Genomic DNA, 21,315 nt, shown 5'->3' with positions numbered 1-21,315 from the left:
CGAGAGTGCGCAGCTGATCAGGCGTTCGGCGTTTCGACCACAACGGTGGTCGCTTTGATCACCGCGACGGCCGGCGACCCGGGTTCGAGGCCGAGTTCCCTGACCGCGTCCGTGCTCATCAGGGAGACCACGCGGTCGCGGCCGCATTGGATCTCGACCTGGTCGGCGACGATCGACGTGACCAGCCCGACCATGCGGTTACGCGCCGAGCTCCCCACCGAGGTCGGGTCAGGCGCGGACTCGCCCTGGAGGCGAGCGAACTCGGCGAGTTCCGCACCGTCGATCACGGACCGGTTGACCTTGTCCTTGGTCGCGGCGAGCGTTCCGGCGTCGATGTGGCGCCGGACGGTGTCATCGCTGACGCCGAGCAGCCTCGCTGCCTCGGAGATCCGGTACTGCGACACCTCGGCAGCATAAACGGGCGGACGACCACGACACGGAATTTCCGAAGCGATAGAGAGCCACCTCGCCGCCCGAAACGGGGTGCGTTCACGAGCCCGGCGGCACACGTCCTGAGGTCACCAGGGCACGGGGCCGTCCTCGTTGAGGAACGTCCCGGTCGGCGCCCCGGCGCCCTGCGCGACCAGCTCGAGGACCACGCGCGCGCCCTGTTCGGCGGTGCGGGGGCCGGTGTGGCCGTTGAGATCGGAGGCGATGAAGCCGGGGGTGACGGCGTTGACGCGCAAGTGCGTGTACGCGGGGTCGGCGCGGAAGGTGGTCGCGTAGCGGATGGTGAGCATGACGAGCGCGGTCTTCGACGACGAGTAGGCGATGGTGTCCGTCGCGGCCGCGAACTGCGAGCCCTCGGCGGTGGTGAGGGCCAGCGACGCGGAGGTGCTGGCGACGTTGATCACGTGCGGAGCTTGCGCGGCTCGCAGGAGGCCCAGCATCCGGTGCGTGACGGCGGCGACGCTGAAGAGGTTCGTTTCGTACGCGCGGCGAAGGTGGTCCGCGGTCAGCTCGGCGGGCTCGACGGAGAAGCGGGCACCGGCGTTGTTGACGAGGACGTCGAGCTTGCCGTGGTGGGTTTCGAGGTGGCGGGCGACGTCGTCGATGTCCGCTGTGGACGTCACGTCGAGCCGGACCGGTGTCACGGCCAGGCCTTCGGCGCGGAGTTCGGCGGCGGTCTTCTCGCCGAGGGCGAGGTCGCGGCTGCCGAGCAGGACGGTGGCGCCCCGGCGGGCCAGACCGCGGGCGATTTCGCGGCCCAGACCCTTGTTGGCGCCGCTCACGAGGGCTGTGATCATGGCCCCAGCGTCGTCGCAAGGGCCGACGGTCACCAGGCCGCGACAGGGCCACCCGCGGTTAACCTGGGGAGATGAACGCCATCGGCGAGTTCCTGCGCGCCCGGCGGGCGCTGGTCAGCCCCGCCGACGTCGGCCTGCCCGATGACGGCTCGAGGCGCGTGCCGGGCCTACGGCGCGAGGAGCTGGCCGCGGTGGCGGGCGTGAGCGTGGACTACTACGTGCGCCTCGAGCAGGGCCGCGACCGGCACCCGTCGCCCCAGGTGCTCGACGCGCTGGCCCGCGCGCTCCGCCTGGGCGACGACGGCGCCGCCCACCTGCACCGGCTCGCTTCGCCACCCCGGGTCACCGGCGGGGAGCTGCCCGCGGGCGTGCGCGAGCTGGTCGAGCTCGGTGGCGCCCCGGCGCTCGCGTGGGGGCGGCGGATGGACGTGCTCGCCGCCAGCCCGCTCGCCGTCGCACTGGCGCCGATGTACCGCCCGGGCACGAATCTCGCCCGCGCGTTTTTCCTCGACCCCTTGGTGCGTTCGCTGCATCCGGATTGGGCCACGATGGCCCTCAACGTGACCGCGATGCTCCGCGCCCGGACGGCGTTGCGCGTTCCGGCGCTGGACACCCTCGTTGCCGAGCTGCTGGCCGCCAGCCCGGACTTCGCTCGGCTGTGGCCCCGCCACGACGTGCGCACGAACGCCGCGCCGCGCAAGGTTTTCCGCCACCCGGTGGTGGGCGAGTTGTCGTTGGGGCGTCAGGTGCTGACGGTGCCGGGCGGGGAGTGGGATGTGCTGATCTACCACGCCGAACCGGGCAGCCCTTCTGCCCACGCGTTGGCCCGGCTGGCTTAGCTTTCGGCCGGTGGCCGTGAATTGTCGCTGGGCTGCGAGTGGCCAGGCGGGGTGCCGACTGCCACGCCGAGCAGGGCGGTCCGTTCGGCCCGGCGCGCTCGCGGTCGGCATGGCTTCCGGGTGGCCTGCCGTGCGGTGGTCGGCGAGCTGTCGTTGAGGCGCCAGGTGCCCAGCGCGCCGGGGTTGCGCGCGCGGTTCAGCTTGCCGGCCAGTCCTTCGACGCCGACTTCTCCTCGCCGATCGTCGTGCCCTCGCCGTGGCCGGTGCGGACGGAAGTGGCGTCCGGGAGGGAGAAAAGGCGTTCGCGAATGGACTTGACGATGGTGGGGTAGTCCGAATAGGACCGTCCGGTGGCGCCGGGGCCGCCGTGGAACAGGGTGTCGCCTGTGAACAGGACGGAGAGGTCCGGGGCGTGCAGGCAGACGGCGCCGGGGGCGTGACCCGGGGTGTGGATCACCTTGAGGTCGGTGCCGGCGACGGTGATGGTCTGACCGTCGGCAAGGTCGCCGTCCGGGGCGCGGTCCGGGTGCGTCAGGTTCCAGACGACGCGGTCGGCCGGGTGCAGCAGGATCGGCGCGCCGGTGCGCTCGGCGAGGGCGGGCGCGGCGTTGACGTGGTCGTTGTGGGCATGGGTGCACACGATGGCGCGCAGCGCGCGGTCCCCGACCACGTCGGCGATCGCGTCGGCGTCGTGCGCCGCGTCGATCACGATCACCTCCGAGTCGTCGCCGACGATCCACACGTTGTTGTCCACGTCCCAGCTGCCGCCGTCGAGCTCGAACACGCCTGACGTGACCAGGTTCTGCACTATCGCCGTCATGGTCTGCAGACCCTAGTGCCCACGCGCCCGTCCAGCAGACATACCGCCGGTATCTACTTCCGAGTAGACTTACTAGCGGTAAGTTATCCGCGAAGACGGGAGCGCCCATGACCGCCGCTCGGGATCTGCTGGCCGAACCCCTCAAGCTGCGCTGCGGCGCTGTGCTGCCGCACCGCCTGGGGAAGTCGGCGCTGAGTGAGCAGCTCGGCGACCGCCGCAACGCCCCGACGCGTGAACTCGCCGAGCTGTATCGCACGTGGGCGCACGGCGGGGCGGGACTGCTCGTGACCGGCAACGTGATGGTCGACCCCGCAGCCCTCGGCGAACCCCGCAACGTCGCCCTGCCCGCCGTCCCCGATCCCGCCGCGTACGAGCAGTGGGCGCGCAGCGTGGCCGGCACCGACGCGCAGCTGTGGGTGCAGCTCAACCACCCCGGCCGGCAGAGCCCGCGATTCCTTTCACGCCAACCGGTTGCGCCGTCTGCGGTGCCGTTCGGCGACCGCGGCGTCCGGACCGCGTTCGCGGCACCGCGGGCGCTGACCGGCGACGAGATCGAGTCGATCGTGGACCGCTTCGCGTTGGCAGCGCGAACGTTCGTCGACGCCGGGTTCACCGGCGTGCAGCTGCACGGCGCCCACGGTTACCTGATCTCGCAGTTCCTCTCGCCGCTCACGAACCTTCGCGACGACGAGTGGGGCCGCGACCGCAGCCGTTTCCTGCTGGATCTCGTGCGCCGCGTGCGCGCGGCGGTCGGCGACGGCGTGCCCGTGTCGGTGAAGCTCAACAGTGCCGACTTCCAGCGCGGTGGCTTCGACGAGGACGAGTCGCTGCGTGTGGTCCGCGCGCTGAGCGACGCGGGCATCGACCTGCTCGAGATTTCGGGCGGTACCTACGAAAAAGCCGTGATGATGGGCTCCGGACGCGAGAGCACCATGCGGCGCGAGGCGTACTTCCTCGACTACGCGGCGAAAGCGCGGCAGGTCAGCGACGTCGCGCTGATGGTCACCGGCGGCTTTACCACGGCCGCCGGGATGGCCGAAGCGTTGCGGTCAGGGGCCTCGGACGTGATCGGGCTGGGCCGGCCGCTGACCGTCGACCCGGATCTGCCGGCGCGGTTGCTCGCCGGCGACGACGTGCGCGCGGAACGGCTGTGCCCGCACATCGGGATCCGCCTGGCCGACAGCCTGCTCGAAGTCCAGTGGCATACGCAGCAGCTGCACCGCTTGGCCGCGGGCAAACCGGCGGATCGCAGCCGCGGCGCGTGGCGCGCGCTGGTGCACACAGGGATCAACGATCCGCTGAACGCGTTTCGGCGGGTGCGTGCGTGAGCCAGCCGTCGAGGACCTTCGCGACGCTCGCCAGCGCGACGAACAGCACGGCGATGAGCACGCAGTTCACGGCCACACGGCCGTAACCGAGCTCGGCGGCGTTGACGAACGGGTACGGGTAGAAGCCGCCCTGCGCGCCACGGATCAGCGTGAACGCGAGCCACGCCAGGGGCCAGCACGCTGACCAGGCGACCGTGCGCCATCGCAGGATGCGCGGCGAAGCGACCAGGAACCCGAGCACGGCGATGATCGGCGCCACGGTGTGCAGCATGACGTCGGCAAACAGGGCCGCGCCGCTCAGATCGAGCAGCCCCGACAGCGCGACGTGGTAGACGACGCCGGTCACCGCGATGCCGACCAGCGCGTCGAGCCACAGCACGCGTACCAGCCCGTCGGCCCGCGCGCCCGCCACGAACGCGACGGAAGCCAGCAGCACCAGCACGTTCGACTCGATGGTGAAGTACGCGAACATGTTGGCGACGCGCGCGCCCGCCGACGCGTAGCGGCCCGGCGTTCCGGCGCTCACGAAGCCCTGCGTGACGAGGCCGATCAGCACGACGAGGGCCGTCACCCCGAACCAGATCCGGGTCAGTCGCGTCGGTGGCATGCGGTGAGATTACGGTTCCGGCCTGCTCGGACCCAGCCGAAACGGCCCGGTGTCACCCCGTCGGGGTGCTCAGGCGGGAGGCTCGCGCAGGCGTTGCGTGACCGTGCGGAGGGTGTGCAGCTCCGCGGCGGACAGCCGGGAGGTCACGAGCCGGCGGACGCCGTCGAAGTGGGTGTCCATCGCCGTGGCGAGCAGCGCCTCGCCGGTCTCGGTCAGCTGCGCGTCGACGGCTTGCTGACCGGGCTGCGACACGCGGGCCACGAGCCCGCGGCTGCGGAGCCGGGTGATCAGCTTGGTCACCCCGCCGCGGCTGACCAGCAGTTTCTCCGCGAGGTCCTTCATGCGGCACCGGCCGCCGGGCTGGAGCCACAGCTGGTAGAGCGTGTCGAACTCGGCGACCGACAGGTCGTGGTCCGCGCGCAGCTCGGCGTCGAGTACGCCGAGCACGCGTGCTTCCAGTTCGAGCAGTCCACGCCAGGCGAGCAGCTCGTCCTCCGAAAGGTGGGGCACCGGGCGTTCCCCGTGCGTCGCGGTCACGTCCTCACCGTAACCGAGCGTGCGCGCGTTGGGCCGGCAGGGTCCTTTGCGGAAATATTGTTGACGTGGAAACAAGATTGCGCGTACTGTCATTCTCACATCGCCGGGAACAGTGAGAGGAATCGTCATGGGGATTCGGACGACCGGGTGTCACCACATGGCTTTCGTGACCAACAACATGGAAGAAACCGTGAAGTTCTACAATGGAGTGCTGGGGTTTCCCATTGTCGTGACGCTGCAATTGCCGGACCCGGACCCGTTCCCCGGTGCGGTGCCGGGGAACCTTGCCGGCAGCAGGCATTACTTCTTCCGCATCAGCGAGCAGGACACGATCGCGTTCTTCGAGTTCAAGGACGTCGAGATCGCCGCGGACAACTCGTTGCTCGGAGCGGGAAACCACCTCGCGATCACGGTGCCTTCCGAGGGTGAACTGCAGCACGCGAAATCGGTGCTGGAGGAGAACGGGATCAAGGTCAACAGCGAACTCGACCACGGGTTCTGCCACTCGATCTACTTCGAGGACCCGGTGAACAAGATCGCCCTGGAGTTCGCCACGTGGCAGCACCCGTGCGACGTCGCGCAGCCCTTCCTGCAGGACCCCGAGCCGGTGCCGGCTGCGCTGGCCGCGATCGGCTCGGACGTTTACGGACACCACCTGCTGCAGTACACGCCGGATGGCCACGGTGGCGCGGACCGCTGAACCCGTCCGCCGGTCCCAGGACGCCGCGCCCGAGCAGAACCTGGTGTGGGGCAGCGGATCCCTGGGAGAACTCCCGGAGGTCGCCAACGCCCTGGGTTGCCACCGCGTGCTGGCGGTGGCTTCCCGGTCGGCGGACCCGGTCGTCGCCCGGCTGCCGGGTCTGCTCGGCGGGCGCTACCTCGGCCGGTGGTCGGACGTGCCCGCGCACGTGCCGGCCCACCAGGCCAACCTCGCCGTCGGCTCGGCTCAGGAAACGCACGCCGACGCGGTCCTGGCCATCGGCGGCGGCTCGGCGATCGGGCTGGGCAAGATCGTTTCGCTCGCGCTGCGGCTGCCGCTGATCGCGGTCCCGACCACCTTCTCCGGCGCGGAACGCACATCGCGCTACTTCGTCACCACCGACCGCGGCAAGGAAACGGGCACGTCCGGCCGCGCACTGCCCCGCGCGGTGCTCTACGACCCCGACCTCGTCGGGGGGCTGCCCCGCGAGGTGGTGGCGAGCAGCGGCATCACCGCCGTCGCGCACTGCCTGGAGGTGCTGTGCCATCCAGCGAGCGAGGAAGCGCTGGCGTCGGCTCGCGAAGGCCTGCTTCTGCTGTGGAGCAGCCTCGCCCCGCTCGCGGCCGGGGATCTCGCGACGTGCCAAGACGCGTTGGCCGGCGCCGCCCTGGCGGGCCACGCACTGCACGAACTGGGCCGGCCCGGTGTGGTGCACCAGGTGTGCGACCTGGTGTCCACGCGGCGTGGGCTCGGGTACGGCCGTTCGCACGCGCTGTTTCTTCCGCTCGTGCTGCGGGCGCACGGCGAGGCCGCCGCCGGGGCGCGCGCGGCGCTGGCGGAGCTGCGACCCGGAGTGCCGGCCGAGCAGGCGGTGGCCGAGTTCGCGGTGACGATGGGGCTGACCGCGGAGGTCGACCCAGGGCGGATTGCGGGCGCGGTTGGCCTTGGCGTAGCGGAGCTTCGGGTGTTGCTGGCGGAGTTGTCCGTGGTGGCGGCGGCGGATCGACCGGAGGCGGAGGTTTTCGAGCGGCTGGTTGCGGGCTGTTGACTTGCCTCGGCGGCAAGCGCGGGCCGCGCCGTTCGTTGAGTGGTTCAGCGAATAGCCGCCGCCGGGGCCGCCGGCACGAAGACGGAGGAGCCGGCGGCCCCGGCCGCTCGTGATGTGAAGGCCGACAAGACGCGAGGTGCCGGCGCCCTCGGCCTCGCTGTGAGCGGCGGCCATTGTTTGGCGAGTGGCTGTAGCGGAGGGCGGGGCTGCGTCTGAGGTGCTTGAGCAGTTGGTTGCGACGTGCTGGCTTGTCTCGGTGGCGCAGCTTGGGCTGCGGCGTTCGGTGGTTGGTTTGGTGGCGGTTGTTGTTGGGCGAGTGGCTGTAGCCGCGGGCGGGCTGCGTCTGAGGTGCTTGAGCGGCCGGTCGCGACGTGCCGGCTTGTCTCGGTGGCGCAGCGCGGGCTGCGTCGTTCGGTGAGTGGTTCGGCAGCGGTCGTGCTCGGCGCGTTGGCGGCCGTAGCCGGGGGCCGGGCTGTGGTGGAGGTGCTTCAGCGTCGCGTAGCGGGCTGTTGATTTGCCGGGGCGACAAGCACGACGAAGGGCGCGGCCCGTAGGTCGCGCCCTGCGCAGTAGTTGTTCACCAGCCGCGTCAGCGAAGCGCCTTCACCAAGGCGGGGACGAAGACCGACGCGTCGACCGTGCCCCAGCCGCTGGCGATGTCGAAGCCCGGGGCCGCGGTGAAGCCCTCGACGCCGTCCTGGCTGTTGTCGCCGGTGGTGACGTCGACGATGCCGGCTTTGGCGCCCTTCGGGCCGAGCTTTTCGTAGAGGGCGGGGTTGATCTGGCCGAGCTTGCCGTGGTTGGCCTGGACCGCCAGGGCGAGCACGCCGGCGAACAGCGGTGCCGACTGCGAAGTGCCCTGCACGCCTTCCATGCTGATGTCCGGGAACGAGCGCATCTTGCTGCCGGTGATCTTCTTGACGCTGTCCTGCCACGACGGGCGCGCGTAGGCCTTCGACAGGCCCGCGCCTTCGCCGAAGCCGTTGTCGGCCACGTTCACCAGGTCGTCCGGCTTCGTGCGGGTGCCGGTGGAGTCGAGGTGCAGCTGCGTGCCGCCGAGGGTGGTCACGCGCGGGTCGCTGGCCGGCCAGCTCGCGACGCGGTACGGGTAGTTGCCCGGGCCCTGCAGGAAGCCGCCGGTCGGGCCGTCGTCACCCGAGGACGCGACCATCGTGATGCCCGCCTTGCTCGCACGTTCCAGCGCCGGGTCGAGCGTCTTGATGGACTGGAACGACGGGAAGTTCTCCTCCGTGGTGCCGAAGCTCATCGAGATCACGTCGGTGAGCTTGTGCTTCGTGAGGTAGTCGACGGCGTTCATCATCTCGGGCAGCCCGGTGAAGCCCTGCGTCTCGGCAACCGGCGTCGCGGCGACGATGATCTTCGCGTTGGGCGCCATCGCGTGCATCATCGTGACGTCGAGGTCGGTCTCGCCGCCCCAGGACTCGCAGGTCGCCGTGTCGACGCCCGGGTCGGTGCACGCCGGGACCGAGCCCGACGGCTGGAGGACCTCGACGTTGGCCGGCGGCAACCCGTGGCGCTGGGAGTACTCGTCGAGCACCTGCTTCACCTGGTCGTCGCCGAACGACACCAGCGTGGTGACGGTGGCGCCCGCGCCTGTGATGCCCTGATTCCACAGCTTCGTGGCGTTGTACGCGACGCTTTCCCTGGGCAGCGCGGACATCGCGGCGTCGAGCTTCGCGACGCGGTCGGCCACCGTGCGGGCGCCGATGAACGACTTCGCCGCCGCCGAGAAATGGTGCAGCGCGGGAGCCGGCGCGTTCGTGGCCGCGCCGGCCGGAGCCGCCACGGCCGTGACGGCCAGCGCAACACCCGCGAGCAGGGTCATCGGCCGGACGGCGGACCGAACCCGAAAAGTCATGTCGTCTCCCCAGTGGTGAGCGGTGCGGTACAGCCCACTCTCATGCATCACCGGAGGGCACAACATCGACTTTCGTCTGGCCTTTCGGCCTCGGCCGGGCGAATTGGCCGCTGGTGTCCGGATGTCATTCGGCCCGATCACCGCGCAGCAGACCGCGCACGGTGTCGATCGTGTCGGCGTCGGCCGCTTCCTTGTCCGGCCGGTACCGCACCACGCGCGCGAACCGCAGCGCCAGCCCGCCGGGATACCGCGTGCTGATCTGCGCACCGTCGAGCTCGATCTCCACGACCACCTCGGGCCGCACGTACACGGTGTAGCTGTCGCGGTGGGTCTCGATCTCCTGGAACCGCTTCGTCTGCCACGCGAGCAGCTCGTCGGTCATGCCCTTGAACGTCTTGCCCACCATGATCGGCGGCCCGCCGTCCGGGTCGCGCGCGCCGAGGTGCAGGTTGGACAGCGTGCCCGTGCGCCGCCCGTGCCCCCACTCCACCGCGAGCACGACCAGGTCGATGGTGTGCACCGGCTTCACCTTCAGCCACGCCCGGCCCCGGCGCCCCGCCGCGTACGGCGACGCCAGGTCCTTCACCATCACGCCCTCGTGGCCACCCGCCATCGCCGCGTCGAGCACCGCCGCCGCGTCGGCCGGCTCCACCTCGCCGGGGATCACGTGCTCGCCCGCGACCTTCCGCAGCGCCGCGTTGCGTTCCGACAGCGGCGCGTCGAGCAGGTCCACACCGTCGAGGTGCAGGCAGTCGAAGAAGTACGGCCGGAGCAGCAGCGCCCGCACCTGTTCCTCCCGCGTGCTGCCGAAGCGGCTCATCGTCTCCTGGAACGGCCTCGGCCGGCCGTCGTCGGTGAGCGCGAGCGTCTCGCCGTCGAGCACCACCGACTCGCACGGCAGCGCCCGCACGAGGTCCACCAGCTCGGAGACGCTGGACGTGATCTCCCGCAACGTGCGCGTGTAGACGTGTACTTCCTCGCCGGCCCGGTGCACCTGGATGCGCGCACCGTCCATTTTGTACTCGACGATCGCGTGCTCGTGTTCCGCCACCGCCTCGTCGAGCGATTCCGCGGGCGACGCGAGCATCGGCTTGATCGGGCGCCCCAGCGTGAGCCGGAACTCGGCCAGCCGCGCCGCACCGCCCGTCATCGCCGCATAGCCCGTGACGGAAAGCTTGCCGGACAACATGAACGCCCGCCGCACGTCCGCGGCATCGACCTCGGCCGCCGCCGCGACGGCGTCGACCATCACGCCCTCCAGCGCCCCCTGCCGCAGCTCTCCGGTGACCAGCCGGAAGAGAAACTCCTGCTCGCCTCGAGTGAGCCGCGTGAACAACGCCGTGAGCACCTCCGCGCGCCGCTTCACCGACCCCGCCCCCGAAGCCGCCGCGACCTCCGTGAGCGCCTCGTCGACCTCCCGCACCTCGACGCTCGGCTCCGGGGCCGGCTCGACGGCCAGCTCCGCGAGTGTGCGCCACCCCGCGCCCAGCCGGTCCTGCGCCGTCTGCCCCGTGAGGTACGCGATCACCGCCGGCAGCTCGGTCGTCTCGGCGGCGCGCAGCACCGCGGCGAGGGTGGCGATCTTCGCCTTCCTCGACCGGGTGGCCGCCAGCTCGGCGGACGCGGTGACGATCTGGGTGAGCAGCACCCGACCATCATGACCCGAGGCACCGACAGTTTCCCGGTGGAATGGTCCTGAACTGGGAAAACACCCTCAGGTGGGGTACGGCTCGGCCTCGCGCGCCGTCCTCAGCGCGCCCGCCCACCAGGCCAGTTGGTCGAGCATCGTCTTCGCGTACGCAGGGGCCTGCGGGTCGAGCGGCCGGCTGGCCTCCCATGCGGTGAAGTAGTTCGGGAAAGTGAGGCCGTCGCGAATCGTCACCGCGTGCAGCTCGGTCAGCACGTTCTCCAGGTGGAGCACGGCGTGCCGCCCGCCGGCCGCGCCGCCGTAGCTCACGAATGCGACGGGCTTGGCCGTCCACTGCGAGAAGTGCCAGTCGATGGCCGCCTTGAGCGACGCCGGGTAGCTGTGGTTGTACTCCGGGGTGACCACGATGAACGCGGCCGCGCTCTCCAGTGCCGCCGTCAGCGTCGCCATCCCGGCGGGGCGCGGGTAGCTGCCGCCGGCGTACTTGGGGGATGCCTCGGGCAGCGACAGCTGGATCTCGACGTCCACCAGGTCGACGACCTCGACCTCGAACCCGCCGTGTTCCCGGGCCTGCTCGGCCACCCATGAGGTGACGGTGGGGCCGAACCGGCCGTCGCGGACGCTGCCGACGATGATCACGAGTTTGTTCGCCATGGTCACCACCGTGGGGTTCAGCCGCGCCCGCAACCAGACCGCGCTCAGGCTGGCCCCCTTACGGCCACGCTGAGCACGCCGGAATCGGCTTATGCTCGGTGACATGGGGACACCGCTGGGGGACTTCATCCGGGCCAAGCGCGACAGCACCCAGCCGGACACGCTGGGCCTGCCCTCGCACGGCCGTCGCCGCTCGCCCGGCCTGCGGCGGTCCGACCTCGCAGCGCGGGCCGGCGTCAGCGTCGAATACCTCACGCGAATCGAGCAGGGCCGCGACCGCAACCCCTCCGTATCGGTTGTGAACGCCCTCGCCGACGCGCTCAGCCTGGCCGCCGTCGAACGCACCCACCTGCGCTACCTCACGAAGATCACCGGCGGGGAGTGCACGGCCCACGTCCGGCCCGAACCCGTGCGGCGGGACGTGCGTGCCCCGGTCCTCCAAACGCTCCGGCTGCTCGAACCCGGCATCGCCGCGGTGACCAACCGGCTGGGCGACGTCCTCGCCCACACCAGCGGCTTCGCCGCGGTGACGAGCGGAACGGGGCTGCTCGACGCCGAGGCCCCGAACCTCACCCGCTACGTCTTCACCGACCCCCGTGCTCGCGCGTTCTTCGCCGACTGGGCCGAGGTCGCGGACGAGCGGGCGTTCGACCTGTGGCTGGGCCCCGCGGTCGAGAACTCGGAGTGGCTCACGGTGGAACTCGCGCCCGTCGCCGGTCCGGAGTTCACCAGCCGGCTGAACTCGACCGTCGTGCCACCACGTGGAGTTCTGCGGCTGAACCACCCGGGCGGACGTTCGTTGCGGCTGAACAGGGAGACGCTGGAACTCGCGGAGGACGCGCAGCAGCTGGTCGTCTTCCTGCCGGACGACGAAGAAACGGCTCGGGCGGTCGCGGAACTCCGCCTCCGGCCACCGGAGCGGCTCCGGGTCATCTCCTGAAACATTCGGGCGCCCGCCGGCGTGCGCCGACTCGACCAGGGTCGCGGCTTGCCCGACGGACCAGGGCGTGCCAATCGCCGGCGGGTGACCCGGTCTGGCCCGCCCCGCGTACGAGGTTTTCCTTCGCTCGTGCCGATCACGAAGGGCTGTCACTTCGAACTGTAGGAATGCTTGCCGGTCCCGGCAAGGCTGCCTCCTTCGACGATCAGGTACTCGTCGCGGATCGGGTGGCCCGCGAAGTAGCACTCGAGGATTTCTCGCGTCCCGGCGGCATACCTGGCCTGCGCCGACAGCGAGGTGCCGGACGTGTGCGGGGTCATGCCGTGGTGCGGCATCGTCCGCCACCGGTGGACCTGTGGCGCGGGCTGCGGGAACCACACGTCGCCGGCATACCCGGCCAGCTGACCGGATTCCAGGGCCCGCACGACCGCGTCCCGGTCGCAGATCTTTCCCCGCGCCGTGTTGACCAGGTAGGCGCCCCGCTTGATCTGGCCGCTCCTCCGGGAGCGGTGCCGGTCGGTGTAGTGCACTCGGACGTCGAACGGCTTCAGCCGCCGCAGCACCGCGGTCCCGATCCGACCCGCGGCGACAGTGCCGACGTCCATTGCCTCGAGGTCGTAGGAGCGGGCGACGCAGTCGGCGATGTTCCCGCCGCCGTCGAGCACCCGCTGGTGCGCCGGAAGGTAGTTGCGCACCAGGGAAAGGATCATCATCACGACGTGTTCGGACACGCTGACTCTGTTGGAGTAGGTGACCTCCGCGACCGTGATCCCGGTCGATCGCGGCGGCGAGGTCGACGTGGTCCGAGCCGATCCCCGCCGTGATCGCGAGCTTCAGCTTCGGCGCATTCGCGGTGCGGACAGGTACGCCGGCCAGAGGTTCCCTTCAGCCCAGCCGAGTGACCGGACAGGTCACGGGGTTTCGGTTTGCCGCTGGGGGTTGCTGGAGGCCGCCATGGCGTGTTCGCGGTGCGCGCGCCGCAGGTGTTCCTCAGGGGTGACGACCTCCGCGGGCGGCACCCACTCGAAGTACTTCGACGTGCCCTTCAGCAGCACGAACGTCAGCGTCCCGAAGACGAACGGCAGGGTGAGCGCGGGCAGGCCCCACGGCACGAAGATCGACCCGATGCCGCCGAAGAGCAAGGCGGTGAAGATCGCACACAGCACACCGAGTATTGCCGAGCGCCAGGTCAGCACGTAGAACACACCGGCAATCGCCAGCGCGGCGTCGAACGAGTTGAAGCCCCACAGGCCGTTGTAGATCAGCACGCCGTCGGCACCGAGGGCCATGCCGGTCAGCATCCCGACCGCCGAGCCCACCAGCGCGAAGATCGCCGCGATCCGCGAGCAGAACGCGATCCCGACGATGATCAGGACCCCGGCCAAAATGCTGTTGCAGAAGAACAGCTGGCCGATGCCGCGGAAGATGGCGTTGATCACGGCCACAACGTCGGTGTTGCCGACCGCGTCGGCGCTCGCCCGCAGTGACGTCCGCACAGCGGGCCCGTTTACCTCGGGCGCCGCCGGGGTGATCGCCTCGCCGAGCCGCCCACGCGTGATGTGCAGTGCAGTGATCAGGAACAGCAGCGTGATGATGTTGAAGGCCAGTGTGAAGGGGGGCACGCCCCACGCGCCGCCGAACGCCGCTGCGAGCGCGGCCATCAGGATCGACGACGCCGCGCTCAGCACGATGATCCACACGATGACAATCGCGTCCCATTCGGGTGCGAGGAACAGCGCGAGCCCGAGGCCGACGAGCACACCGTTGAACCCGTAGAGACCCGCGTGGATCGCGTCTCTGTCGAACCCCAGTGCCAGTGCGGCGAGGGTCGAGGCCAATACCCCCACTGTGGCGCCGAATCCGAGCCACGGCTCCTGGAGCCACGTGGCCAGCAGGATGAACGCGCCCGTGATCGGGCTGTTCATGAACACCACCTGCCCGATCCCGCGCAGGCAGTACTCGACGAACCCGACTACGGGCACCTTCAGCGCCCGTTCGTCGACCTCGGGCATGGTGCCGTTGATCCATCGCCACGGCCCGTGGTGGCCGCGTTCAGGTGGTGCTGTGGTCATGACCGCCTCCTCCGGCGGGTGGAGTGCTTTCTCGACGTGCCGGACCGGGCGGGAGACAGGCCGCCTCCCGCCCGGTCACCGAGCCGGTGCGGGCGTCAGAAACTCGCCGTCGGCACGCTCATTCCCTGTTCGACCTGCGCCGGGCCGGAGGCCGAAGGACGCACGTCGATGTCGAAGATCGCAGTGGGCAGATACACGGTGGAGCACGAGTTCGGGATGTCGACCACGCCCGAGAGCCTGCCCTCGATCGGCGCGGAGCCAAGGATCATGTACGCCTGGATCGCGCTGTAGCCGAACTTCTGCAGGTAGTCGATGGCGTGCAGGCAGGCCCGCTGGTACGACAGGTGCGAGTCGAGGTAGTGCTGGGTTCCGTCGAGCGTGACCGAGGTGCCGGAGAATGCGAGCCACTGGCTGTACAGCGGTTCCACGTTGCCCGGCATGAAGATCGCGTTCTCGGAGACGCCGTAGGTCTCCATCCCGCCCTTGATCAGGTCGACGTGCAGGTCCATGAACCCGCCCATCTCGATGGCGCCGCAGAACGTGATTTCGCCGTCGCCCTGCGAGAAGTGCAGGTCGCCCATCGAGAGTTTCGCGCCGTCGACGAAGACCGGGTAGAACACCCGGGTTCCCTTGGTGAAGTTCTTGATGTCCTGGTTCCCGCCGTTCTCCCGCGGCGGTGCGGTGCGTGCGGCCTCCGCCGCGACCCGGTCGAAGTCGGCACCGGTGAGGCTGCCGAGGATCGCGGAATCCGGCAGCGGGGGCAGCGCCAGCGGTGGCACCCGGTCCGGGTCGGTGTCGATCAGCGCCTGTTCGCGCGCGTTCCACTTGGCGAGCAGCTCACCGGAAGGAGCCGTGCCCATCAGCCCGGGGTGCACGATGCCGGTGTACGAGACCCCGGGGACGTGCCGCGAGGTGGCGACCCCGCCCATGAAGTCCCAGACCACCTTGTACGCGTCGGGGAACCACTCCGTGAGGAAGCCGCCGCCGTTCTTGGTGGCGAAGACGCCGGTGTAGCCCCAGCCCTGGCCGGCGAGCGGTCCCGAGTCCTCCTGCGGGATGGGGCCGACGTCGAGGATGTCGACGATGAGGAGGTCGCCCGGCTGTGCGCCCTCGACCGCGATCGGCCCGCTGAGCACGTGCACGGTGGGCAGCGGCGCGTTCAGCACGTCTTCGGCGGAATCGTCGTTGTGGATCGCGCCGTCGAACCATTCGCGGCAGTCGACGCGGAACGAGTCTCCCGGCTTGACCTGAACCTGGGCGGGAATATCCCCGTGCCACCGGTTGTGGCCGACAATTGCTTGTTCAGAGAATTTCTTTGTGGAATCGAGTGAGAAAACAACTTGCGGCATGGTATCTCCCGACAGCTTGGTGGGTGACCGACCCGGCAATGTGCGTGCTGCGCGCCTCCGCAACGCGGAGCGTGGCGGCTCCGCAGAGCACTCCGGGCATCAGCCGCAAATTGTTCTTCGCCGGCCCAGCGAGCGGGCCATTGCCCGGCAGGGCGCAGGCTGGGCCGCGTTCGCCTACGGTCTCGGCAGACGTCGCAGCGCGGGGTTCGAAGTCGGTGCCGGCCCGCGCGACCGGCCACGAGCGGGAGGTATCGCGGACACCACAGCCGGCTCGTCGCGAGTTTTCTCGGTCCGGTCGATGGCCGTGACCAGCTCACGTGGCGCCAGTGACAGCATCGGCGCGCAGTAGTTCCGGGCCGCTTCGCCACCGCAGGCCGGACACGGTGAGCTCGGTGAGGCCGTCCCCATCGGCAGGCGCACCTCGAAGACACCGTCCCGGGCGCATCGATATTGATACGTCGCCATCGCAGCCTCCCAACTGCTTGCTCTCTCTTCGCGGCGGAATTGATCAAACTGCGCTGTGATCAAACTGCGCTGCGGAAAAGGAAATCAGAGCGGTGAGCGACGTTACCAGCCCTGTGTTTCACGCACAATGAAGCGATACGCCGGAATGAATTTGTGCGTAGAGATACGCCTTGTCCACTTGCGGTGACGGTTCGTCGGCCGCACAGCGCGGTGAAACGACTAACGGCCCGCTTCCCGGAAGAGCCGGGAAGCGGGCCGTAAGGCGGAAATCCCTACTTGCCGCCGCGCGCCATGCGCAGGACGTCGAGAGCTTCGTCGAGCTGCTCTTCCGTCAGCTTGCCGTCCTTGACGAAGCCACGTTCGATCACGACCTCGCGAATGGTCTTGAGCTCCTTGAGTGCCTGCTTCGCCACCGCCGCCGCGGCTTCGTAGCCGATGTAGGAGTTCAGCGGAGTCACGATGGACGGCGAGCCTTCGGCGTATTGCCGGGTGCGCTCGACGTTGGCGGTGACACTGTTGAAGACCTTGTCCGCCAGCAGGCGCGAGACGGCGGCCAGCAGGCGGGCCGACTCGAGGACGTTGCGGGCGATGACGGGCAGGTTCACGTTGAGCTGGAAGTTGCCCGCCGCGCCGGCGAAGGCGACGGCCGCGTCGTTGCCGACGACCTGGGCCACGACCTGCAGCGTGGCCTCCGGGATGACCGGGTTGACCTTGCCCGGCATGATCGAGGAGCCCGGCTGGAGGTCCGGCAGGGCCAGCTCGGCGAGGCCGGTGCGCGGGCCGGAACCGAGCCAGCGCAGGTCGTTCGCGATCTTGTTGAGGGACACGGCGATGGTGCGCAGGTGGCCGGACGTCTCGACCACGCTGTCCTGCGTCGCCTGCGCCTCGAAGTGGTTGCGGGCCTCCGTGAGCGGCAGGCCCGTCAGCGCGGCCAGCTCCGCGGAGACGGCCGCGCCGAAGCCGTCGGGGGCGTTGAGGCCGGAGCCGACGGCGGTGCCGCCGATGGGCAGCTCGCCGAGGCGCCCGACGCCGGACTGCAGGCGCTCGATGCCGAAGCGGATCTGCGCGGCCCACGCGCCGGCTTCCTGGCCCAGCGTGATCGGCACGGCGTCCATCAGGTGCGTGCGGCCGGACTTCACGACGTCGGCCCACTCCTGCGCGCGCGTCTCGATCGCGCCGGCGAGGTGCTCCAGGGCCGGGATGACGTCGGTGAGCACGGCTTCCGTGGCGGCCACGTGGATGGTCGTCGGGAACGTGTCGTTGGACGACTGCGAGGCGTTGACGTGGTCGTTCGGGTGCACGTCGCGGCCGAGGGCGCGGGTGGCGAGCGTCGCGATGACCTCGTTGGCGTTCATGTTCGACGACGTGCCCGAGCCGGTCTGGAACACGTCGATCGGGAACTGGTCGTCGTACTTGCCCTCGGCGACGCCGTCGGCGGCCGCGGCGATGGCCTCGGCGACGTCCGCGTCCAGCACGCCCAGCTTCTGGTTCACGCGCGCGGCGGCGGCCTTCAACAGGCCCAGCGCGCGGATCTGAGCGCGCTCGAGACCGCGGCCGGAGACGGGGAAGTTCTCCACGGCACGCTGCGTCTGCGCGCGGTAGAGCGCGTCGACCGGGACGCGGACCTCACCCATCGTGTCGTGTTCGATCCGGTATTCCTGTTCTGCCATACCCTCGATTCTGGCCCTGTTTCGCGCATCCGGCGGGGTGGCGTCGCCCACCTCGATCCGGTAATTCACCCGCCGGATAGCACTAGGATGGCTGTGTTCTCGATCACCGCCAACCACCACTGGCTGGAGCGAGCTAAATGGACTACGACCTCGTGATCATCGGCGCCGGGCCCACCGGGCTGTTCGCCGCCTACTACGCGGGATTCCGCGGCCTTTCCATGGCCGTGGTCGATTCCCTGCCGGAGCCGGGCGGGCAGATCACCGCGATGTACCCCGAGAAGATGATCTACGACGTGGGTGGCTTCGCGGCCGTCCGCGGCCGTGACCTGGTGCAAGGCCTCGTCGACCAGGCCGCGCCGTGGAACCCGGCGTACCTGCTGGGCCGCAAGGCCGAGAAGCTGGAAACGGTGGGAGACCGCGTCGAGCTGACCCTCGACGGCGGCGACGTGCTGAGCGCCGGCGCCGTGCTGATCACGGCCGGGATCGGCGAGTTCACGCCCCGCCCGTTGCCCGCGGGCAACGGCTGGCTGGGGCGCGGAATGGTTCATTTCGTGCCGTCGCTGCAGGTCCACGCCGGGCAGCACGTGGTCGTGGTCGGCGGTGGGGACTCGGCGTTCGACTGGTGCCTGGCGCTGCACCCGGTGTCGGCGAGCGTGACGCTGGTGCACCGGCGCGGGAAGTTCCGCGCGGCCGAGTCGATCGTGCGGCAGGTGCGGGAGCTGGGCGTGCCGCTGGTCACCGACGCCGAGGTGACGCGGTTCGTCGAGTCGTCTTCGGGTGCTCTGGAGGGCGTCGAGGTGTCGGTGAAGGGCGGCGAGGACCTCACGCTGCCGGCCAACGCCGTGGTCGCCGCGCTGGGGTTCACGGCCGATCTGGGGCCGATCGAGAGCTGGGGCCTGGAGATCGACCACCGTGCCATCACGGTCGACTCGACGATGGCGACGGCCCGCTCGCGCGTGTACGCGGCCGGGGACGTGGCTCACTACCCGGGCAAGGTGAAGCTCATCGCGACCGGCTTCGGCGAGGCGGCGACGGCGGTGAACAACATCGCCGTGGCGCTCGACCCGGACGCGCATCTGTTCCCGGGCCACTCCAGCAACGCCGAGTGACTCAGCCGGTCTTCGACGCGATCCACGGCGCGTACGCGGGCACCGACGTGTAGATCGACGGGGCCGTCGCGCACGTCGGGGAGCCGTTGCCGGGGCGGCTGGTCACGCCGATGAGGGACCAGCGGTCGCCGTCGCGGGTGAGCTCGGGGCCGCCGGAGTCGCCGTAGCAGGAGCCGGCCTTGCCGGACGGGTTGTCGGTGCAGAGCTCGGCCGTGCCGTCGAAGGACGACGTGCACTTGGCGCCCTCGACGAGGTGCGTGTCGAGCTGCCGCAACGTCGGCACGGGGCCGCCGCAGCCGGGAGTGGCGCAGGTTTGGCCCCAGCCCAATACCCGGGTCGGGGTGCCCGGCGCGGCGGCGCCTCCGACGGTGATCGGCGCCGTCTTCGCGGGCGCGGCGAGGCGGACGAGCGCGATGTCACCCGTCTGCGTCGAGGCGTTGAAGTGCGGGTTGAGCACGATCTCCGCCGGCTGGGCCGTCTCGCCGCCGGAGTCGCTTTCGTTGGTGCCCAAGCGGAACGTGAGCGTCGCCGGGTCCTTTCCGGACACGCAGTGGGCCGCGGTTACCACCCACGTGGGTGCGATCAGCGAGCCGGCACAGAAGAGCGTGCCCGATTCGGTGTGCATCGACACCGCGAACGGGTAGGGCTCGTCGGCGCCGGTCCCGCCGACGATCGCCGGCCCGGCGGTCGCGCTGCCGGCGGCGAGCGCCGCTGCGGTCAATGCCACTGCGGCGAACAACGTGAGCAGCAGCGCGAACAACCGCTTGGGCACCTGGCGACTCCTTGGGGTCAGGGCAGAGGCGGGACGACGTCTTCGTCCTCGCGCACGTCGAGGTTGCCGTCGAAGTTCACGGACGAGTAGGCCCGCAGCTTCTCCAGCCGGTGGTAACCGTCGATCATTCTGACGGTGCCGGACTTGGACCGCATCACGATCGACTGCGTGGTGGCGCCGCCCGCGCGGTAGTGCACGCCGCGCAGCAGGTCTCCGTCGGTGACGCCGGTGGCGCAGAAGAAGATGTTGTCGCCGCGCACGAGGTCGTCGTTGGTGAGCACGCGGTCGAGGTCGTGGCCCGCGGCCAGCGCCTTCTCGCGCTCCAGGTCGTCCTTGGGCCACAGCCGGCCCTGCAGCTCACCGCCGAGGCACTTCATCGCGCACGCGGCGATGATGCCTTCCGGCGTGCCGCCGATGCCGATCAACATGTCGACACCGGTCGTCGGGCGGGCCGCGGCGATGGCGCCGGCGACGTCGCCGTCGGAGATGAACCGGATGCGCGCGCCGGCCTCGCGGATCTCCTTGATGATCTGCTCGTGGCGCGGCCGGTCGAGCACGCACACGGTCACGTCGCCGACGCTGGAGTTCTTGGCCTTCGCCACGCGCCGGATGTTCTCGGCGATCGGCGCGGCCAGGTCCACCTTGCCCGCGGCGTCCGGCCCGACGGCCAGCTTCTCCATGTAGAACACGGCCGACGGGTCGAACATCGCCCCGCGCTCGGCCACGGCCAGCACGGCCAGCGCGTTGGGCATGCCCTTGGCCATCAGGGTGGTGCCGTCGACGGGGTCGACCGCGACGTCGCAGTCGGGGCCGTCGCCGTTGCCCACCTCTTCGCCGTTGAACAGCATGGGCGCTTCGTCCTTCTCGCCCTCGCCGATGACGACGACACCGCGCATCGAGACGGTGGAGACGAGCTGGCGCATCGCGTCGACGGCGGCTCCGTCGCCTCCGATCTTGTCGCCGCGGCCGACCCAACGGCCGGCAGCCATCGCCCCGGCTTCGGTCACGCGGACCAGCTCCATGGCGAGGTTGCGGTCGGGTGCTTCGCGACGTGGGTCACTGGCGGTGCTCATGCGGGCCTCCCGGATCGCGGAATTCGGCGGGAGAACAGTGTCTCAGATGATCGCGTCACCTGAACGATTCAGTCGCGCATGGTGCACATCACTGTGCGTCGTCGGAATTCTCAGTGTTCTCGACGGACGCCAACGCGGCCTCGATCCGCTCGCGCGCGCCCTCCAGGTGGCGTTCGCAGACCTTGGCGAGCTCCTCGCCCTTTTCCCACAACGCTAGTGACTGCTCCAGGGACAGTCCGCCGGCTTCGAGCTCCCTGACCACCTCGACCAGCCGGTCGCGCGCCTGCTCGTAACCGAGTCCGGCGGTTTCGCTGCCTGCTTCGCTCACGCTCGACGCTCTCCGATGTTCCGATGCACAGGGCTGTCCGGGCACAGTACCGCGCTGGTGTCGGTCGGCGCTGGACCGCTACGCCGGCTGGACACGGCCTCCCGCCTGCAGACACCGCTTGAGACCAGGCGCTGGTGCGAGCGGAGCGACTTGTCCCGCATGTGCACGGTGGGTGGTCGGCGGGAAGCCGTACGCGATCCCGGCCGGCGCGTCCGACCACCCGCTGGGCG

The 21,315-nt window shown here is 70.2% G+C and carries 22 protein-coding genes; 6 read left to right on the top strand and 16 right to left on the bottom strand.

What is annotated here, in order from left to right:
* Positions 1-17: 17 nt before the first annotated feature.
* The gene (locus AB0M56_RS08125; RefSeq protein WP_364172229.1) at positions 18-404 is read right to left on the bottom strand and encodes a helix-turn-helix domain-containing protein; all 387 of its coding nucleotides are present in this window, start codon (positions 402-404) and stop codon (positions 18-20) included.
* Positions 405-518: 114 nt separating this feature from the next.
* The gene (locus AB0M56_RS08120) at positions 519-1,247 is read right to left on the bottom strand and encodes an SDR family NAD(P)-dependent oxidoreductase (protein ID WP_364172227.1); all 729 of its coding nucleotides are present in this window, start codon (positions 1,245-1,247) and stop codon (positions 519-521) included.
* Between the two features lie 71 nt (positions 1,248-1,318).
* Between AB0M56_RS08120 and AB0M56_RS08115 the strand changes: the two genes are divergently transcribed.
* Positions 1,319-2,086 (top strand): helix-turn-helix transcriptional regulator, encoded by a 768-nt coding sequence (locus AB0M56_RS08115; protein ID WP_364172225.1) that lies wholly within the window; start codon positions 1,319-1,321, stop codon positions 2,084-2,086.
* A 196-nt stretch (positions 2,087-2,282) separates the two neighbouring features.
* Here the strand turns inward: AB0M56_RS08115 and AB0M56_RS08110 are convergent, their stop codons facing one another.
* Complete coding sequence (locus AB0M56_RS08110) at positions 2,283-2,906, bottom strand: MBL fold metallo-hydrolase (protein WP_364172223.1); 624 nt, start codon at positions 2,904-2,906, stop codon at positions 2,283-2,285.
* Positions 2,907-3,013: 107 nt separating this feature from the next.
* On the opposite strand from AB0M56_RS08110, the gene AB0M56_RS08105 reads away from it, so the two are divergent.
* Positions 3,014-4,234 (top strand): NADH:flavin oxidoreductase/NADH oxidase family protein, encoded by a 1,221-nt coding sequence (locus AB0M56_RS08105; RefSeq protein WP_364172222.1) that lies wholly within the window; start codon positions 3,014-3,016, stop codon positions 4,232-4,234.
* Here the strand turns inward: AB0M56_RS08105 and AB0M56_RS08100 are convergent.
* Positions 4,194-4,841 (bottom strand): Pr6Pr family membrane protein, encoded by a 648-nt coding sequence (locus AB0M56_RS08100; RefSeq protein ID WP_364172220.1) that lies wholly within the window; start codon positions 4,839-4,841, stop codon positions 4,194-4,196. The genes AB0M56_RS08105 and AB0M56_RS08100 overlap by 41 nt on opposite strands.
* A gap of 69 nt (positions 4,842-4,910) precedes the next feature.
* On the bottom strand, positions 4,911-5,378 hold the full coding sequence (locus AB0M56_RS08095; protein ID WP_364172218.1) for a MarR family transcriptional regulator: 468 nt from the start codon (positions 5,376-5,378) through the stop codon (positions 4,911-4,913).
* A gap of 157 nt (positions 5,379-5,535) precedes the next feature.
* Between AB0M56_RS08095 and AB0M56_RS08090 the strand changes: the two genes are divergently transcribed.
* A complete protein-coding gene (locus tag AB0M56_RS08090) occupies positions 5,536-6,078 on the top strand; it encodes a VOC family protein (protein ID WP_364172216.1) in 543 nt (180 codons plus the stop codon).
* Positions 6,062-7,126: an iron-containing alcohol dehydrogenase gene (locus AB0M56_RS08085; protein ID WP_364172214.1), complete on the top strand. Its 1,065-nt coding sequence runs from the start codon at positions 6,062-6,064 to the stop codon at positions 7,124-7,126. Before AB0M56_RS08090 ends, AB0M56_RS08085 begins: the two co-directional genes overlap by 17 nt.
* A gap of 589 nt (positions 7,127-7,715) precedes the next feature.
* Here AB0M56_RS08085 and AB0M56_RS08080 read toward each other — a convergent pair.
* The 3 genes from AB0M56_RS08080 to AB0M56_RS08070 form a co-directional block, all read right to left on the bottom strand.
* The gene (locus AB0M56_RS08080) at positions 7,716-9,005 is read right to left on the bottom strand and encodes a S53 family peptidase (RefSeq protein ID WP_364172213.1); all 1,290 of its coding nucleotides are present in this window, start codon (positions 9,003-9,005) and stop codon (positions 7,716-7,718) included.
* A 124-nt stretch (positions 9,006-9,129) separates the two neighbouring features.
* A complete protein-coding gene (locus tag AB0M56_RS08075) occupies positions 9,130-10,653 on the bottom strand; it encodes an ATP-dependent DNA ligase (RefSeq protein WP_364172212.1) in 1,524 nt (507 codons plus the stop codon).
* A gap of 66 nt (positions 10,654-10,719) precedes the next feature.
* On the bottom strand, positions 10,720-11,307 hold the full coding sequence (locus AB0M56_RS08070) for an NAD(P)H-dependent oxidoreductase (protein ID WP_364172210.1): 588 nt from the start codon (positions 11,305-11,307) through the stop codon (positions 10,720-10,722).
* A gap of 103 nt (positions 11,308-11,410) precedes the next feature.
* Here AB0M56_RS08070 and AB0M56_RS08065 point away from each other — a divergent pair, with 103 nt between their 5' ends.
* Positions 11,411-12,247 carry a helix-turn-helix domain-containing protein gene (locus AB0M56_RS08065; protein ID WP_364172209.1) on the top strand — a complete coding sequence of 279 codons (837 nt, stop codon included), beginning with the start codon at positions 11,411-11,413 and terminating at the stop codon, positions 12,245-12,247.
* A 149-nt stretch (positions 12,248-12,396) separates the two neighbouring features.
* Here AB0M56_RS08065 and AB0M56_RS08060 read toward each other — a convergent pair whose 3' ends face one another.
* The 5 genes from AB0M56_RS08060 to AB0M56_RS08040 all read right to left on the bottom strand — a co-directional run bounded on the left by AB0M56_RS08060 (position 12,397) and on the right by AB0M56_RS08040 (position 17,803).
* Positions 12,397-12,978 carry an NAD(P)-dependent oxidoreductase gene (locus tag AB0M56_RS08060; RefSeq protein WP_364172207.1) on the bottom strand — a complete coding sequence of 194 codons (582 nt, stop codon included), beginning with the start codon at positions 12,976-12,978 and terminating at the stop codon, positions 12,397-12,399.
* Positions 12,979-13,158: 180 nt separating this feature from the next.
* A complete protein-coding gene (locus AB0M56_RS08055) occupies positions 13,159-14,319 on the bottom strand; it encodes an urea transporter (protein ID WP_364172205.1) in 1,161 nt (386 codons plus the stop codon).
* A gap of 95 nt (positions 14,320-14,414) precedes the next feature.
* Complete coding sequence (fmdA, locus tag AB0M56_RS08050; protein WP_364172203.1) at positions 14,415-15,668, bottom strand: formamidase; 1,254 nt, start codon at positions 15,666-15,668, stop codon at positions 14,415-14,417.
* A 174-nt stretch (positions 15,669-15,842) separates the two neighbouring features.
* Positions 15,843-16,133, bottom strand: a complete 291-nt coding sequence (locus AB0M56_RS08045; protein ID WP_364172201.1) for an FmdB family zinc ribbon protein — start codon at positions 16,131-16,133, stop codon at positions 15,843-15,845.
* Between the two features lie 272 nt (positions 16,134-16,405).
* On the bottom strand, positions 16,406-17,803 hold the full coding sequence (locus AB0M56_RS08040; protein ID WP_364172199.1) for a class II fumarate hydratase: 1,398 nt from the start codon (positions 17,801-17,803) through the stop codon (positions 16,406-16,408).
* Between the two features lie 137 nt (positions 17,804-17,940).
* Here AB0M56_RS08040 and AB0M56_RS08035 point away from each other — a divergent pair, with 137 nt between their 5' ends.
* Entirely contained in the window at positions 17,941-18,912 is a 972-nt protein-coding gene (locus tag AB0M56_RS08035; RefSeq protein ID WP_364172197.1) for an NAD(P)/FAD-dependent oxidoreductase, read from the top strand.
* A gap of 1 nt (position 18,913) precedes the next feature.
* Here AB0M56_RS08035 and AB0M56_RS08030 read toward each other — a convergent pair whose 3' ends face one another.
* The 3 genes from AB0M56_RS08030 to AB0M56_RS08020 all read right to left on the bottom strand — a co-directional run bounded on the left by AB0M56_RS08030 (position 18,914) and on the right by AB0M56_RS08020 (position 21,085).
* Positions 18,914-19,684, bottom strand: a complete 771-nt coding sequence (locus AB0M56_RS08030; protein ID WP_364172196.1) for a serine protease — start codon at positions 19,682-19,684, stop codon at positions 18,914-18,916.
* Between the two features lie 17 nt (positions 19,685-19,701).
* Complete coding sequence (glpX, locus tag AB0M56_RS08025) at positions 19,702-20,757, bottom strand: class II fructose-bisphosphatase (protein ID WP_364172195.1); 1,056 nt, start codon at positions 20,755-20,757, stop codon at positions 19,702-19,704.
* A gap of 88 nt (positions 20,758-20,845) precedes the next feature.
* Positions 20,846-21,085, bottom strand: coding sequence for an exodeoxyribonuclease VII small subunit (locus AB0M56_RS08020; RefSeq protein WP_354864395.1), 240 nt, complete (start codon positions 21,083-21,085; stop codon positions 20,846-20,848).
* Positions 21,086-21,315: the final 230 nt, after the last annotated feature.

The sequence above is a fragment of the Amycolatopsis sp. NPDC051372 genome (assembly GCF_040682095.1).
Classification (GTDB): Bacteria; Actinomycetota; Actinomycetes; order Mycobacteriales; family Pseudonocardiaceae; genus Amycolatopsis.
Note: the sequence above shows the minus strand (reverse complement) of the source record. Positions and strands in the feature narration are given on the sequence as shown.